This is a genomic window from Microbacterium sp. SD291, from assembly GCF_017355365.1.
Taxonomy (GTDB): Bacteria; Actinomycetota; Actinomycetes; order Actinomycetales; family Microbacteriaceae; genus Microbacterium.
On the sequence record NZ_JADIJR010000050.1, the window covers coordinates 1 to 12,887 of the forward strand.

Here is a 12,887-nt window from a genome sequence, read left to right on the forward strand (position 1 = left end):
TCCCTGGACCACTCCGAATGGGAGATCCGCATGCAAAACGGCATCCCGCAGATCCGGGGCCCGGCCTGGTGGGACCCCGACCGGAAATGGCGCACCCCGAGGCCAACACTCGGCGAAGCCCTCGCCACCACCGGCCCACCCGGCCGATGAATGTCGTCGCGCCTCGCCCGTCTGCGAACGGCCGAAGCGACGGACACCTTCGATCCGCGTGATCTGGCGGGCGTTCACGGTAGACGACCTCGCGAGGCAGCCGCGGGCGAATACCCGCGGCTCGGGTGAGCTCGCGCTTCCCGTCACTCGGCTTCGCCCGGCTCAGCGATCCGAACCGGAGCGAGTAGCGTGAACAGCGTGAGCAGCGCATCCTCGGTCCTCAGACGGTTCGGGCCGATGGTGTACCTCCCGACCATCCTGTTCTCCCTCGGCGAGGGGGCGGTGATCCCCCTCATCCCGGTGATCGCGGCGTCGATGGGCGCTGACGTGGCGCTCGCGGCGCTCGTCACCTCGGCACTCGTCGTCGGGCAGCTCGGCGGCAATCTGCCGGCCGGCTGGGCCGTGGCGCGGGTCGGCGAGCGGGTGACGATGGTCGTCGCGGGTCTCGTCGCGATCGCCGCCGGCGTCGGGATGGTGCTCGCACCGTCGCTCGGCGTGCTGGCGGCATCCGTTTTCCTTCTGGGGTTCTGCGCCGCAGCATTCGGACTGGCCCGCCACGCGTTCATGACGACGCGGGTGCCGATCGACTTCCGGGCGAGGGCGCTGTCGCTGCTCGGCGGCAGCTTCCGCCTCGGTTTCTTCATCGGCCCGTTCATCGCCGCGGGGCTGCTGCAGCTCTTCGGCTCGGAGGCGGCGGCGATCTGGTTCTTCCTCAGCTGCCTGGTCGCAATGGTGCTCCTGGTGCTGCTCGGGCCCGACCCCGAGAAGACGATCACCGCCGTGGCCGTCACGAGGACGACGCCGATCATCGAGGACACCGGCGAGGCCGTCAGCGGCTCCATCCCGACCGTCGAGCGCTCGGGGATCTTCCGCACCATGTGGCAGCAGCGCGGCGTGCTGAGCCGGCTCGGACTCGCGGCGGCCTCGCTGTCGGCTGTGCGATCGGCACGCCAGGTGGTGCTTCCACTCTGGGGGCTGTCGCTCGGGCTCGACGCCTCCACGATCGCGCTGGTCGTCGGCGTGTCCGGCGCGATCGACTTCGCGCTGTTCTACGCGAGCGGCCAGGTGATGGACCGCTTCGGCAGGCTGTGGGCGGCGATGCCCGCGATGGTGCTGATGGGCGCGGGGTTCCTCGCATTGTCGTTCACGCATGACCTCGACGACGCGGCGCTCTGGTTCGGCATGTTCGCCGCAGTGCTCGGCGTCGGCAACGGCCTCTCCAGCGGCATCCTGCTCACCTTGGGCGCCGACGTCGCACCGAAGCAGGAGCCGGCCGCCTTCCTCGGGTCGTGGCGGACGCTGACGGATGCCGGTGGCGCGCTCGCCCCGCTGCTCATCTCGGCGATCATCGCGCTGGCGTCTCTGCCCGTCGCGGCTGCTGTCATGGGCGCGGTCGGCATCGTCGGCGCCGGCGGGTTCCTGCGGTGGATCCCGCGGTTCGTCCCGCGCGCGGCGCCGGAGTCCGAGAAGTGAGCATCGCGGCCGAACTACGGCGGCTGGTCACGGGATTCGAGCCTCTCTCGGATCACGAGCGGTCGGCGCAAGCGGATTTCGCCGGCTTCTTCCCCGATGATCACGGACCGGTCGCACGCGATCATGGTCCGGACCACGCGACCGCGTCAGCTCTCGTATTCGATCCGACCCTGACCCGCACTCTTCTCGTCTTCCATGGCAAGGGCCGGTTCTGGGTGCAGCCCGGCGGCCACCACGAGCCCGGAGACGCATCCGTGGTGGATGCCGCCGCGCGGGAGCTCCGTGAGGAGACCGGCGTGACGGCGACGGCGACGACCTCACCCGTGTACGACCTCGACCACCATGCGCTGTCGTCGGCGTTCGGGAGGTGCGCCTCCCACCTCGACATCGGCGTCGCGTTCGTGGTCACGGCGGATGCCGCGCTCACTGTGAGCCACGAGTCGGAGGACGTGCGCTGGTGGCCGGTCGACGCGCTTCCCGCCGCCGTGCCGGACGGGTTCGAGGGGCGCGTGCGCCGGCTGCGCGCGCGGCTCGACGCCTGACGACGGCTACTGCAGCGCGGTGCGGCTGGTGCCCGTCGCCTGCAGCGGGACGCCGTCCGGCACGAACGGAGAGAACAGCGGCGGATGCCAGGAGCCCGCGAGCATGACGCGGGCGGAGAGTCCGTCCGGGGTGTCGGCGGCGACGAGCGTCGCGTCGCCCGGCATCGCCGCGAGCAGTGCCGCGGCCTGCTCCTGCACGCCCTCGTCCGTGAGCTCGGCGTGCACCTGCTCACCGTCCACCTCGATCGTGAAGCCGTCGGCTCCGGCGAGCGCGGCCGAGTCGGCGAGCGAATCCAGCCTCTTCTGGGCGATGTACAGGTCGGTCGCGCAGACGCAGACGAAGATCACGGCGAGTGCGAGCAGTGCGTACCCGAGTGTGAGCAGCAGCACGCTGCCGTCCTCGTTCGCGCCGCGGGGTCTCATGCTCATCCGTCACCCCACAGCCGTGACACCTTCTGCACCGCCGACGCCTCGACCGGGATCGCGACCGCGCGATCGAGCCCGAAGATCGGCGGCATCAGCGGAAGCCCGACACGGGTGCCGATCGTCACGATGATGGTCGATCCGGCGGACGGGCATTCCGCACCGGCCGGGGAGCACGTCATCGACACCTCGACGGCATCCGCGGCGAGTCCGTACTCGTCGATGATCCCGGCGAGCACGCGTTGGCTGCGAGCCTCGGCGGTCGCGGCATCCGGCGCCAGCGCCACCACACGGGCCGTGTGGCGTGCCGCGGCCTCGACGCCGAGGGTCTGCTCCTGGATGACCCCGAGCGCGACGATGAGGTAGACGAGTGGCACGAGAAGGATGACGCCGACGGTGATGAACTCGAGTGCCGCCGAGCCGTCGTCATTCGTCGCCCAGCGACTCCATCGGGGCATGCGCTTCCACCTCCAGCGCGTACGGGATGCCGATCAGGCCGATCACGGGCAGGGTCGTCCGGACATGCACCTCGATCGTGGCGTGGCCGAGTTCCTCGGAGGTGCCGACGGTGACGTCCTCGGCGTAGGAGGCGCCGACCGCTCGAGTGATCGCCTGACGTGCGACATCTGCGCCTTCGGCGGGAGCGGTGTCCGCGAGTGCGGCGTAGTGCGCCCCCTCGACGGCTGCATCGTGCACCACGTTGCGGACGTAGACGGCGAGCGCGAGCTGCAGCACGGCGAGGGTGAGCAGCGTGAGCAGCGTGCCGACCAGCACGAACTCCACCGGGCTCGACCCGCGCTCGTCCTCGAGCTCGCGACGCAGTGTCATCTCAGAGGCCGGAGACCCGCTGGATCGCCTGCTCGAACAGCGCGCTCAGCGCGGGCCCCGCCACCGCCCAGATCACGACGACCAGCCCCGCGGTCATGAGCGTCACCAGGACCCATCCCGGCACATCGCCGCGTTCGTCGTTCGCGAGGTCACGCATCCAGTCGGCGGCGCTCCTGCGCCAGCGTCGCAGTGTCGTCATGATCGTCCTTTCGGTGGCGCGCTCAGCCGATGCCGAGTCGCAGAATGAAGAGTCCGGGGTAGATGGCGAAGAGCACGCTCATCGGCAGGATCAGGAAGACCAGCGGCAGGAGCATCAAGATCTCCTTGCGGCCGGCCTGCTCGATCAGCACGCGCTTGGCGTCCTCGCGCGCGTCTCCCGCCTGCGCGTGCAGGACACCGGCGAGCGGCGCCCCGTGCTCCAGTGCGGCGGTGACCTGATCGACCGCCCGCGAGAGCCCCGGCAGTTGCAGCCGGGAGGACATCTCTCCGAGCGCATCGGCGAGCGGCGAGCCGGTCCCGACGGCGAGGACCACCTGGCGAAGTTCCCCGGTGAGCTCCCCCGACCCGATCGCCGCCACGCGGCGGAGCGCATCGAGGAAGCCCTCACCGGCCGAGAGGCAGAGCGCGAGGAACTCGAGCGTGGTCGGCAGCTCGTCGGTCAGCCGAGCGCGGCGCGCCTTCGCCCTCGCTGTCAGCAGCATGTCGAAGACGACCGCCGCCACGGCCCCGAACAGCAGGGGCAGGAGCGCCACCGGCACCGTCATCCGCCCTGTGAGCACGAGCGCGATCAGCACGACCGCACCGACGCCGGTGCCCGCGAGCGCCCAGCCCAGCTGACGAGCGCGGAAGGCGGCGGGTTCGGCCGGCATCCCCGCCTGCGCCAGCCGGTGCCGCAGCGCCTCGCCTCCGCCGAGCATGCCGTCGAAGGCCACCTGCACGCGCTGTCGGACCGAGTTTCTGCCGCTGGGCAGCGGTGCCATCCGCGGCAGGGCGCCGCGCGGAAGGTCGCCGTCGGCGACGACATCGCGCAGGTACGGTGCGATGCGGGACGTCAGGGAGGCCGCACGCCAGCGCGGCAGTGCGGCGAGGATGCAGAGGACGCCGGCGGCGAGCGCTCCCCCGGTGAGGACGGCGACTGCCATCGCGGTGGCACCGTTCATCCGAACCACCGTCCCGGTTCGGGGAGCCGTCCGATCCGGATCATGATGCGGTACGCGAAGACGGAGATGGCAGCACCCGCGCAGATCACGAGCACGCCCTCCGGTGTGCCGTATGCGGAGGCTCCTTCGGGCCGCATCACCAGCAGGCCGAGGATGATCCAGGGCGCGACGGCCCCGAGCACCGCCGCACCCCGGATCCATGACTGCCGCGCTTCGACCTCGCCGCGCAGCGCCGCATCCGCCCGCACCGAGGCGGACAGTGCGCGCAGCACACCGGTGAGCTCGGTGCCGCCCACCTGACGCGCCATCCGCAGAGTCTCGATGATGCGGTCGGCGATCGGGTCGGCGAGAGAGGTCTTCAGCCGATCGAGACTCGTCTCGAACCGCCCGGTCGCGTGAAGATCGCGGGCGAACACCGCGAACGCCGGCCGCAGCATCGACGGAGCCGACTCCGCGAGGCTGGCCACCGCGTCGGGCAGCGACAGCCCGACCCTGATCGAGGCGATGAGCAGGTCGCAGACGTCGGGCCAGAGCTGGCGGCGCACCTTCCGAAGTCGCAGGCGGCGAGCGCGAAGGAGGAGCACCGGAGCCGAGCCGCCTGCCACTGCGGCGAGCAGGGCGAGGATCGGGATGCCGGTGAGCAGCCAGACGACGGATGCCGCGGCGACCGCGAACGCGATGATCGCGGCGACGACGACGCGCTGCTCGAGAGTCCCGAGACCCGCCTCCTCGATCAGCCTGACGAGCCGGCCGCGACGTCGGATCCGCTCACCGGGCGCACGCACCGGCCAGAGCCACGGCGAGGCGCACAGCAGGAGTCCGGCCGCGAGGAGCGCGCCGAGCAGCACCGTCATGAGCCGACCTCGACGCGACGGAGGTCGCCACGCGTCGGCACGATCGACGGGGCGTCTGCGGCGCGCTGATACACCGTCGTCGTGATGATCCGGCCGTCGACGATCTCACCCGTCGGTGCGATCACCTCCTGCACCCGGCGCACGCCTGCCGCGTCGCGGACGCAGTGCACGACGAGGTCGACCGCTGCGGCGAGCGCCGGCGCGATGAACGACCTGTCGATGTTGCGTCCGGCCAGCAGCGGCAGGAGCGTCAGCTTGTCCAGCGCCTCGGCCGCCGAGTTCGCGTGGACCGTGGCTGCGCCCGGCACTCCGGTGTTGAGCGCGAGGACCAGGTCGAGCGCCTCGGCGTCTCGCACCTCGCCGACGACGAGGCGATCCGGGCGCATTCGCAGCGCTTCCTTGACGAGTCGGCGCAGCGTGATCTCGCCCGTCCCTTCGAGGCTCGCCTGCCTTCCCTGCAGTGCGACCAGATCGGGGCCGTCGACGGCGAGCTCGAATGTCTCCTCCACCGTGATGATCCGCTGCTCCTTGGCACAGGAGGCCAGCAGGGCAGCCAGCAGGGTCGTCTTCCCGGCGTGCGTCGCACCGGAGACGATCACGCTCCTCCCCTCGCGCATCGCCCGTCGGAGAGTCGAGGCGACCTCGACGGGCACGGCGCCCTGCGCGGTGAGCGCCTCCAGCGAGCGATACCTCGGAAGGAACTTGCGGATGTTCACGGCCCACGATCCGCGCACCACATCGGCGATCGCGACGTGCAGGCGCGAGCCGTCTGGCAGCGACGCGTCGACGAACGGCTGGCTGATGTCCACGCGGCGCCCCGTCGACTGCAGCATCCGCTCGACGAGGTCGCGTAGCGTCGCCTCGGTCAACTGCAGGTCGATCCGCTCGGCGACCCCGCCACGCGCCACGTGCACGCGCTGCGGACCGTTCAGCCAGATCTCCTCGATCTCGGGGTCGTCCAGCAGGGGCTGCAGGGCGCCGAACCCGCTCACAGCCGCGAGCACATCGCGGACGCACCGCGTCTCGTCGTCGATCAGCCGCTCACCGCGGGACAGCGCGTGGTCGTTGTGGCGGCGCACCTCGGCCTGTGCGATGCGCAGCGCCGCATCCGGGTCGAGCGACGGATCGGTCCTCTCCGCGCGCAGTCGCAGCCGCACGCGCTCGGCGACGATGACAGACGGATGACTCACCCGAGCATCCTCGCAAGAATCGGGAATCCGCCTCGGAAGTTATCCACAGCCTGGGCCAGCGTCGTTCTCATGACCCTGCAGATCACCATGCGCGTCGACCGTGACAGCGTCGCCATGGGCGACGATGCGAAGCCGCACGCCTACGACCTTCCCGTGGTGGCGGGCACCATGCTGAGCGCCGTGCTCGAGAAGGCATCACCCGAGATCCGAGTCGCCGGCCTCTTCCGGCTCGCAACAGGTCGATCGATCGACGAGATCGTGGCACTGATGCTGCCGGACACTGCGGGCTGATCCCCAGAATGAGAGTTTCTCCTGTCAGTAGACTGATTCCACCGCGCGGGAGTGGTGAAATTGGCAGACACGCAGGATTTAGGTTCCTGTGCCCTAGGGCGTGTGGGTTCAAGTCCCACCTTCCGCACTGATCGGTCGCATGCTCCGGCGACCGATGTCTTGACCGCCTCTCGACGGGAAAACCATGCATCACGCCGCACTCATCCCCTGGCTCGACCCCGCCACCATCATCGGCACGGCCGGCCCCTGGGCGCTCCTCGTGGTGTGCTTCATCGTCTTCGCGGAGACCGGTCTGCTCGTCGGCTTCCTCCTCCCCGGTGACACGCTCCTGGTGATCGCAGGACTGCTCTCGCACTCGTCCGCCACGCTGCCGAACGGCGTCTTCGGAGTGAACGTCTGGGTCGTGGCACTGCTCATCGGATTGTCCGCGTTCGTAGGAGGTGAGGTCGGATATCTCATCGGCCACAAGGGCGGGCCGGCGGTCTTCGAGCGCAAGGAATCGGGCGTCTTCAGCCGCAAGAACGTCGAGCGCACGAACGCGTTCTTCGAGCGCTTCGGCGGCATCACCGTGATCCTCGCGCGCTTCGTGCCGATCGTCCGCACGTTCGCTCCGGTCGCGGCCGGCGTCGGCCACATGCCGTGGCGCAAGTACACGCTCTACAACCTCATCGGCGCCGTGCTGTGGGGCTTCGGCCTCACCGTCTTCGGCTACGTCATCGGCTTCATCCCGCCGGTCGCCGAATTCGTCGAGAGCTACATCGACCTCATCCTGCTCGCCGCGGTCGGCGGCACCGCGGTGGTCACCCTGTGGCACTACCTGTCCGAGCGCTATAAGGCGAAGAAGGCCGCCGCCGCTGGCGAGGACGTCGTGACGGATGCCGCCGAGGCGCAGGCTCTGGCGCTCGACCTCGACGGCGACGACAAGAAGAACTGACGCCGCGCGTCAGCCCGCCTTCTTCGTCGTCTTCTCGGTCTTCTTCTCCGGAACGTCGTCGGCGTCGCCCTTGCCGGCCGCACCCTTCTTCTCCTTCGAGCGGGCGACGCTGGCGCGCAGCGCCTCCATCAGGTCGATGACCTCGCCGCCCTTGGCGCCGGCATCCTCCTCGCCGAACGTCTCGGCGACGTCGAACGTGTCGCCGGCTTCGATCTTGGCGTCGATGAGTGTGCGAAGCTCCTTCTGGTACTCGTCGACGAACGCCTCGGGGTCGAAGTCAGCCGAGTAGCTCTCGACGAGCGACGACGACAGCTCCAGCTCCTTCTTCGAGATCGTGACGTCCTCGTCGAGTGAGGGGAATGACGCCTCGCGCACCTCGTCGGACCACAGCAGCGTCTGCAGCACGAGCACCTTGCCGCGCACCCTGAGTGCGGCGAGACGCGTCTTCTGCCGCAGCGTGAACCGCACGATCGCGGTGCGGTCGGTCTGCTCGAGCGTCTTCCGCAGCAGCACGTACGCCTTCGGCGACTTGGAGTCCGGCTCGAGGTAGTAAGGCTTGTCGAGCGTGAGCAGGTCGACCTGATCGGACGGCACGAACTCCACCACGTCGATCTCGCGGCTCTTCTCGGCCGGGAGCGCCGCGAGGTCCTCCTTGGTGAGCACGACCGTCTGCCCGTCGTCGACGTAGGCCCTGTCGATGTCGGCGTACGCCACGGTCTCACCGCACACCTCGCAGGTGCGCTGGTACCGGATGCGGCCGCCGTCCTTCTCATGCACCTGATGCAGCGGCACGTCATGGTCCTCCGTCGCCGAGTACACCTTCACCGGCACATTCACGAGACCGAAGGTCAGCGCGCCCTTCCAGATCGTCCTCATCACACCAGTAGACACCAGGCGCACCCGTCGCGGCCAGCCCCATGACTACGCTGGCTCCATGGTCGGAGACGCTCAGGTCGTGCAGGTCGAGGGCCGCCGCCTGCGCATCACGAACCTCGAGAAGATCGTCTACCCCGAGACCGGCACCACCAAGGGCGAGATCATCGCGTACTACTCGCAGATCGCACCCTTCCTGCTCCCCCTGCTCGAGGGCCGTCCTGTCACGCGGAAGCGCTGGGTGGAGGGCGTCGGCACGGCGGATGCTCCGGCCGATGCGTTCTTCACGAAGCAGCTCGAGCCCGGTGCCCCCGATTGGATCCCCCGTCAGCCGATCCAGCACTCCGACGGCCCGAAGGAGTACCCGCTCGTCCGAGACGTCCCCACCCTGGTCTGGCTGGCCCAGGTCGCGGCGATCGAGCTGCATGTGCCGCAGTGGCGGTTCGACCAGCGCGGGCTGCCGGGCAATCCCGACCGTCTCGTGCTGGACCTCGACCCTGGCCCCGGCGTCGAGCTCGCCCAGTGCGCCGCGATCGCGGTGATCGCCCGCGACATCCTGACCGGCATCGGCCTCGACCCGCTGCCGGTCACCAGCGGCAGCAAGGGCATCCACCTGTATGCCGCCCTCCCGGGCGCGCAGACCAGTGACGAGATCTCCGCCGTCGTCAAGGAGCTCGCACGGCTCATCGAGAACGAGCATCCCGATCTCGCCACCAGCACCATGGCCAAGACCGAGCGCACCGGCAAGGTCTTCCTCGACTGGAGCCAGAACAACGGCAAGAAGACGACGATCTCGCCCTATTCGCTCCGCGGCCGCGCCCGGCCGTGGGTCGCCGCACCCCGCACCTGGGAGGAGCTGGAGTCCCCTGGTCTCCGCCACCTCGAGATGGACGAGGTGCTGCAGAGGGTGACCGACGGCATCGATCCGCTCGAGCCGCTGCGCCCGCACGGCGACCATCTGCTCGCCCCGTACCTGGCGAAGAGGGATGCCGAGCGGACCCCGGAGCCCATGCCCGAGCGCGTCGTCGCGGCGGCGGGCGGCATGACGCGACGCTTCGTGATCCAGGAGCACCACGCGCGCCGCCTGCACTACGACGTGCGCATCGAAGACCGCGGGGTGCTCGTCAGCTGGGCTGTGCCGAAGGGCGTGCCGGAGACCGCCGACCGCAACCATCTCGCGGTGATGACGGAGCCGCACCCGATGGAGTACCTCACCTTCGCGGGGACGATTCCCGCCGGCGAGTACGGCGCCGGCGGGATGACGGTCTGGGACACCGGAACGGTGGAGCTGGAGAAGTGGCGCGATGACGAAGTGATCGGCACCTTCACGGGGCGCTCAGGCGGCCCCCTCGGCAGCGTCCGACTCGCGCTCATCCGCACGGAGGGCGAGGGCGAGAAGTCGTCGTGGCTGCTGCACCGGATGAAGGAGCGCTCGGGGCCGCACGCCGAGCATCCGAAACCGCGGAGACGGCCGCCGGCAGGGCCCCCGTCCGGCGGGTCCGCTGCCGGATCGGCCGCACCCGCCGTGCGCCCGATGCTCGCCGAGAACGGATCGCCCGCCGTCGCACGGCGGCTGAGCGACCCCGGCTGGGCGGAGATCAAGTGGGACGGCATCCGCGCGATCGGCGTGTGGCGGGACGGACGGATGACGCTGCAGGCGCGCTCCGGCACGGACATCACCGCCCGCTATCCGGAGCTCACGGCCGACGGCGCACCCGGCTTCGCCGTCGACGAGGCGATCGTGGACGGCGAGATCGTGGCCTTCGACGCCGCGGGGATGCCGAGCTTCAGCCGCCTGCAGAACAGGATGCATCTGACCAATGCGCGTGAGATCGAGCGCGAGGTCGTGCGCACCCCTGTCGCGTACCACCTGTTCGATCTGCTGCGACTCGACGGTCACGATGTCGAAGGCCTCCCCCTCCGCGACCGGCGGGAGCTGCTGGAGAGCATCGCGCACGACCTGGATGCCCCGGTCGTCGTGCCGCCGGTGTTCGAGGACGTCGATGCGGCGCTGGAGACGAGCTCGGCGCTCGGACTCGAGGGCGTCGTCGTCAAGGATCCGGGCTCCGCGTACCGCCCGGGGGTCCGCTCGCCGTCATGGCTGAAGCTCAAGCACACGCTCACGCAGGAGGCGGTGATCGTCGGCATCCGGCCGGGCAAGGGCGACCGCGACGGCGATATCGGCTCGCTGCTGCTCGCCGTGCCCGACGGCGGCCGGCTGCGCTACGTCGGGCGCGTCGGCAGCGGATTCACCCAGCGCACGCTGCACGACCTGAGGACCCGGCTCGAGCCGCTGCGCATCGATGCGGCGCCCCTCGACGGCGTGCCCGCGCCCGACGCCTCCGACGCGCTGTGGGTGCGTGCCGAGCTTGTCGGCGAGGTGGAGTTCGCGAACTGGACGCCCGACGGCATCCTGCGTCACGCCAGATGGCGAGGGCTCCGCCCCGACAAGTCCCCGGACGAGGTCGTGCGCGAGAGCTGAACGGTCAGGCGTGGTGCGGCTCGCAGTCGGACTCCTCGGCCGGCTCGATCTGGAACGTCGAGTGCTCGACGTCGAAGTGCTCCGCGAGGCAGATCTGCAGATCGGTGAGCAGCTTCGCCGAGCGTCCGTCGGCGAGCAGGGCTGGTGCGACGCTGACGTGGGCGCTGAAGACCGGCGCGCCGCGGGTGAGCTGCCACACGTGCACGTCGTGCACGCCGACGACGCCCTCGTAGTCGAGCAGATGCTGACGGATCTCGCTCACTGCCGTTCCCTTGGGCGCCGACTCGGCGAGGACCGAGAACACCTCGCGCAGCAGCGAGATCGCCCGAGGGATGATCATGACCGCGATGAACAGGGAGGCGATGGCATCCGCCGGCATCCATCCCGTCGTCACGATCACGATCGCGGCGAGGATCACCATCGCCGAGCCGATCAGGTCGCCCATGACCTCCAGGTAGGCGCCGCGTACGTTGATGCTCGAGCGCTGCGCGCGGCTGAGCAGCCACATCGAGATCGCGTTGGCCACGAGACCGACCACGGCGACAACGAGCATGAGTCCGCCGGCGACCTCCACCTCGCCGGGGTCGATCAGCCGGCCGACCGCCTCGATGCCCACCCAGCCGGCGAGCACGATCAGGATGACGGCGTTGATCAGGGCGCCGAAGACCTCGGCCCGCTGGTACCCGAAGGTCCGGCGGTCATCGGCGGGGCGGGCGGCCACGGCCGCGGCGATCAGCGCGATCACGAGCGCCGAGGCATCCGTGAACATGTGCGCGGCGTCGGCGAGGAGCGCGAGCGAGCCGGTGAGCGCCGCCCCCACGATCTGCACGACCATGATCGTGGCGGTGAGGCTCAGCGAGATCGCCAGCAGACGGCGATGGCTCGCCGAGCGGATGCCGCCGGCTGCTGGTGCGTGATCGTGCATGTGTCCAGGCTAGACCGGGCGTTCGGGCGCGAAGCCCGATCGCGGCTAGTCGGGAATGATGCTGATTCTCAGTAGTCAGAGCCCTACGAGCAGCGGTACGAGCTCGGCGAACGCGCGGGCACGATGAGACTGCGCCTGCTTCTCCTCGGCCGTGAAGTCGCCCACGGTGCGCTCTGCGCCCGCCTGCTGTCCGTCGGGGATGAAGATCGGATCGTAGCCGAAGCCGCCGCCACCCGACGCCTGGTGCGCGAGCCGGCCGGGCCAGTTGCCCACGACCACGTGCTCCTGCCCGTCGGGCGTCACCAGCGCGATCGTGGAGTTGAAGTGCGCGGCGCGATGGGGGTCGGCGATGTCGCGGAGCTGGTCGAGCAGCAGCTCGAGGTTCGCTGCGGCATCCTTCCGCTGCCCCGCCCAGTACGCCGAGAACACGCCAGGCGACCCGCCGAGCACGTCGACGCAGATCCCCGAGTCATCGGCGAGCGCCGCGAGCCCGGTGTGCGCGGATGCCGCTCGCGCCTTGATCAGGGCGTTCTCGGCGAACGTCACGCCGTCTTCCACTGGCTCGGGGCCGTCGTACGCGACGACCTCCAGATCGGGCCGTGTCTTCGCGACGATCTGCTGGAACTCCGCGACCTTGTGCGGATTGTGCGTGGCGAGGACGATCCTCATCCCTGGGTCCCTGACCCTGTCGAAGGGGCGAGCGCCTTCAGCTGCTGGTCCTTGAGGTCCGCACAGCCTGCGACGCCGAGTTCGAGCAGAGCG

General features: G+C 70.0%; 15 protein-coding genes and 1 tRNA gene. 6 read left to right on the plus strand and 10 right to left on the minus strand.

Annotated features, from left to right (window positions below; genetic code table 11):
- Positions 1 to 387: 387 nt before the first annotated feature.
- Together IPV10_RS16210 and IPV10_RS16215 are read left to right on the plus strand one after the other, a co-directional pair.
- A complete protein-coding gene (locus IPV10_RS16210; RefSeq protein WP_207485624.1) occupies positions 388 to 1,623 on the plus strand; it encodes an MFS transporter in 1,236 nt (411 codons plus the stop codon).
- Positions 1,620 to 2,165: an NUDIX domain-containing protein gene (locus tag IPV10_RS16215; RefSeq protein WP_307861161.1), complete on the plus strand. Its 546-nt coding sequence runs from the start codon at positions 1,620 to 1,622 to the stop codon at positions 2,163 to 2,165. Before IPV10_RS16210 ends, IPV10_RS16215 begins: the two co-directional genes overlap by 4 nt.
- 6 nt (positions 2,166 to 2,171) lie before the next feature.
- On the opposite strand, the gene IPV10_RS16220 is transcribed toward IPV10_RS16215, so the two are convergent.
- Genes IPV10_RS16220 through IPV10_RS16250 form a run of 7 tightly spaced genes read right to left on the minus strand, consistent with a single transcriptional unit; the run spans position 2,172 to position 6,620 of the window.
- Complete coding sequence (locus tag IPV10_RS16220; protein ID WP_307861162.1) at positions 2,172 to 2,594, minus strand: pilus assembly protein TadG-related protein; 423 nt, start codon at positions 2,592 to 2,594, stop codon at positions 2,172 to 2,174.
- Positions 2,591 to 3,046, minus strand: a complete 456-nt coding sequence (locus IPV10_RS16225; protein WP_207485603.1) for a TadE family protein — start codon at positions 3,044 to 3,046, stop codon at positions 2,591 to 2,593. The genes IPV10_RS16220 and IPV10_RS16225 overlap by 4 nt, the downstream gene beginning before the upstream one ends.
- Positions 3,015 to 3,416, minus strand: coding sequence for a TadE/TadG family type IV pilus assembly protein (locus IPV10_RS16230; RefSeq protein WP_207485605.1), 402 nt, complete (start codon positions 3,414 to 3,416; stop codon positions 3,015 to 3,017). The genes IPV10_RS16225 and IPV10_RS16230 overlap by 32 nt, the downstream gene beginning before the upstream one ends.
- 1 nt (position 3,417) lies before the next feature.
- Positions 3,418 to 3,615 carry a hypothetical protein gene (locus IPV10_RS16235; protein WP_207485607.1) on the minus strand — a complete coding sequence of 66 codons (198 nt, stop codon included), beginning with the start codon at positions 3,613 to 3,615 and terminating at the stop codon, positions 3,418 to 3,420.
- A gap of 22 nt (positions 3,616 to 3,637) precedes the next feature.
- A complete protein-coding gene (locus IPV10_RS16240; RefSeq protein WP_207485609.1) occupies positions 3,638 to 4,576 on the minus strand; it encodes a type II secretion system F family protein in 939 nt (312 codons plus the stop codon).
- A complete protein-coding gene (locus tag IPV10_RS16245; RefSeq protein ID WP_207485611.1) occupies positions 4,573 to 5,430 on the minus strand; it encodes a type II secretion system F family protein in 858 nt (285 codons plus the stop codon). The genes IPV10_RS16240 and IPV10_RS16245 overlap by 4 nt, the downstream gene beginning before the upstream one ends.
- On the minus strand, positions 5,427 to 6,620 hold the full coding sequence (locus IPV10_RS16250) for an ATPase, T2SS/T4P/T4SS family (protein WP_307861163.1): 1,194 nt from the start codon (positions 6,618 to 6,620) through the stop codon (positions 5,427 to 5,429). Before IPV10_RS16250 ends, IPV10_RS16245 begins: the two co-directional genes overlap by 4 nt.
- Positions 6,621 to 6,689: 69 nt before the next feature.
- On the opposite strand from IPV10_RS16250, the gene IPV10_RS16255 reads away from it, so the two are divergent.
- The 3 genes from IPV10_RS16255 (at position 6,690) to IPV10_RS16265 (ending at position 7,845) form a co-directional block, all read left to right on the plus strand.
- Entirely contained in the window at positions 6,690 to 6,911 is a 222-nt protein-coding gene (locus IPV10_RS16255) for a hypothetical protein (RefSeq protein ID WP_207485613.1), read from the plus strand.
- A 45-nt stretch (positions 6,912 to 6,956) separates the two neighbouring features.
- A tRNA-Leu gene (locus tag IPV10_RS16260) sits at positions 6,957 to 7,038 on the plus strand.
- 57 nt (positions 7,039 to 7,095) lie between these two features.
- Positions 7,096 to 7,845, plus strand: coding sequence for a DedA family protein (locus IPV10_RS16265; RefSeq protein WP_207485614.1), 750 nt, complete (start codon positions 7,096 to 7,098; stop codon positions 7,843 to 7,845).
- Positions 7,846 to 7,854: 9 nt separating this feature from the next.
- Here IPV10_RS16265 and IPV10_RS16270 read toward each other — a convergent pair whose 3' ends face one another.
- Complete coding sequence (locus tag IPV10_RS16270; RefSeq protein ID WP_207485616.1) at positions 7,855 to 8,721, minus strand: Ku protein; 867 nt, start codon at positions 8,719 to 8,721, stop codon at positions 7,855 to 7,857.
- A gap of 58 nt (positions 8,722 to 8,779) precedes the next feature.
- On the opposite strand from IPV10_RS16270, the gene IPV10_RS16275 reads away from it, so the two are divergent.
- Positions 8,780 to 11,200 carry an ATP-dependent DNA ligase gene (locus IPV10_RS16275; RefSeq protein ID WP_207485618.1) on the plus strand — a complete coding sequence of 807 codons (2,421 nt, stop codon included), beginning with the start codon at positions 8,780 to 8,782 and terminating at the stop codon, positions 11,198 to 11,200.
- Between the two features lie 4 nt (positions 11,201 to 11,204).
- On the opposite strand, the gene IPV10_RS16280 is transcribed toward IPV10_RS16275, so the two are convergent.
- Together IPV10_RS16280 and rdgB are read right to left on the minus strand one after the other, a co-directional pair.
- Positions 11,205 to 12,125 (minus strand): cation diffusion facilitator family transporter, encoded by a 921-nt coding sequence (locus IPV10_RS16280; RefSeq protein ID WP_207485620.1) that lies wholly within the window; start codon positions 12,123 to 12,125, stop codon positions 11,205 to 11,207.
- A gap of 75 nt (positions 12,126 to 12,200) precedes the next feature.
- Entirely contained in the window at positions 12,201 to 12,794 is a 594-nt protein-coding gene (gene rdgB, locus IPV10_RS16285; RefSeq protein WP_207485622.1) for an RdgB/HAM1 family non-canonical purine NTP pyrophosphatase, read from the minus strand.
- Positions 12,795 to 12,887 lie beyond the last annotated feature (93 nt).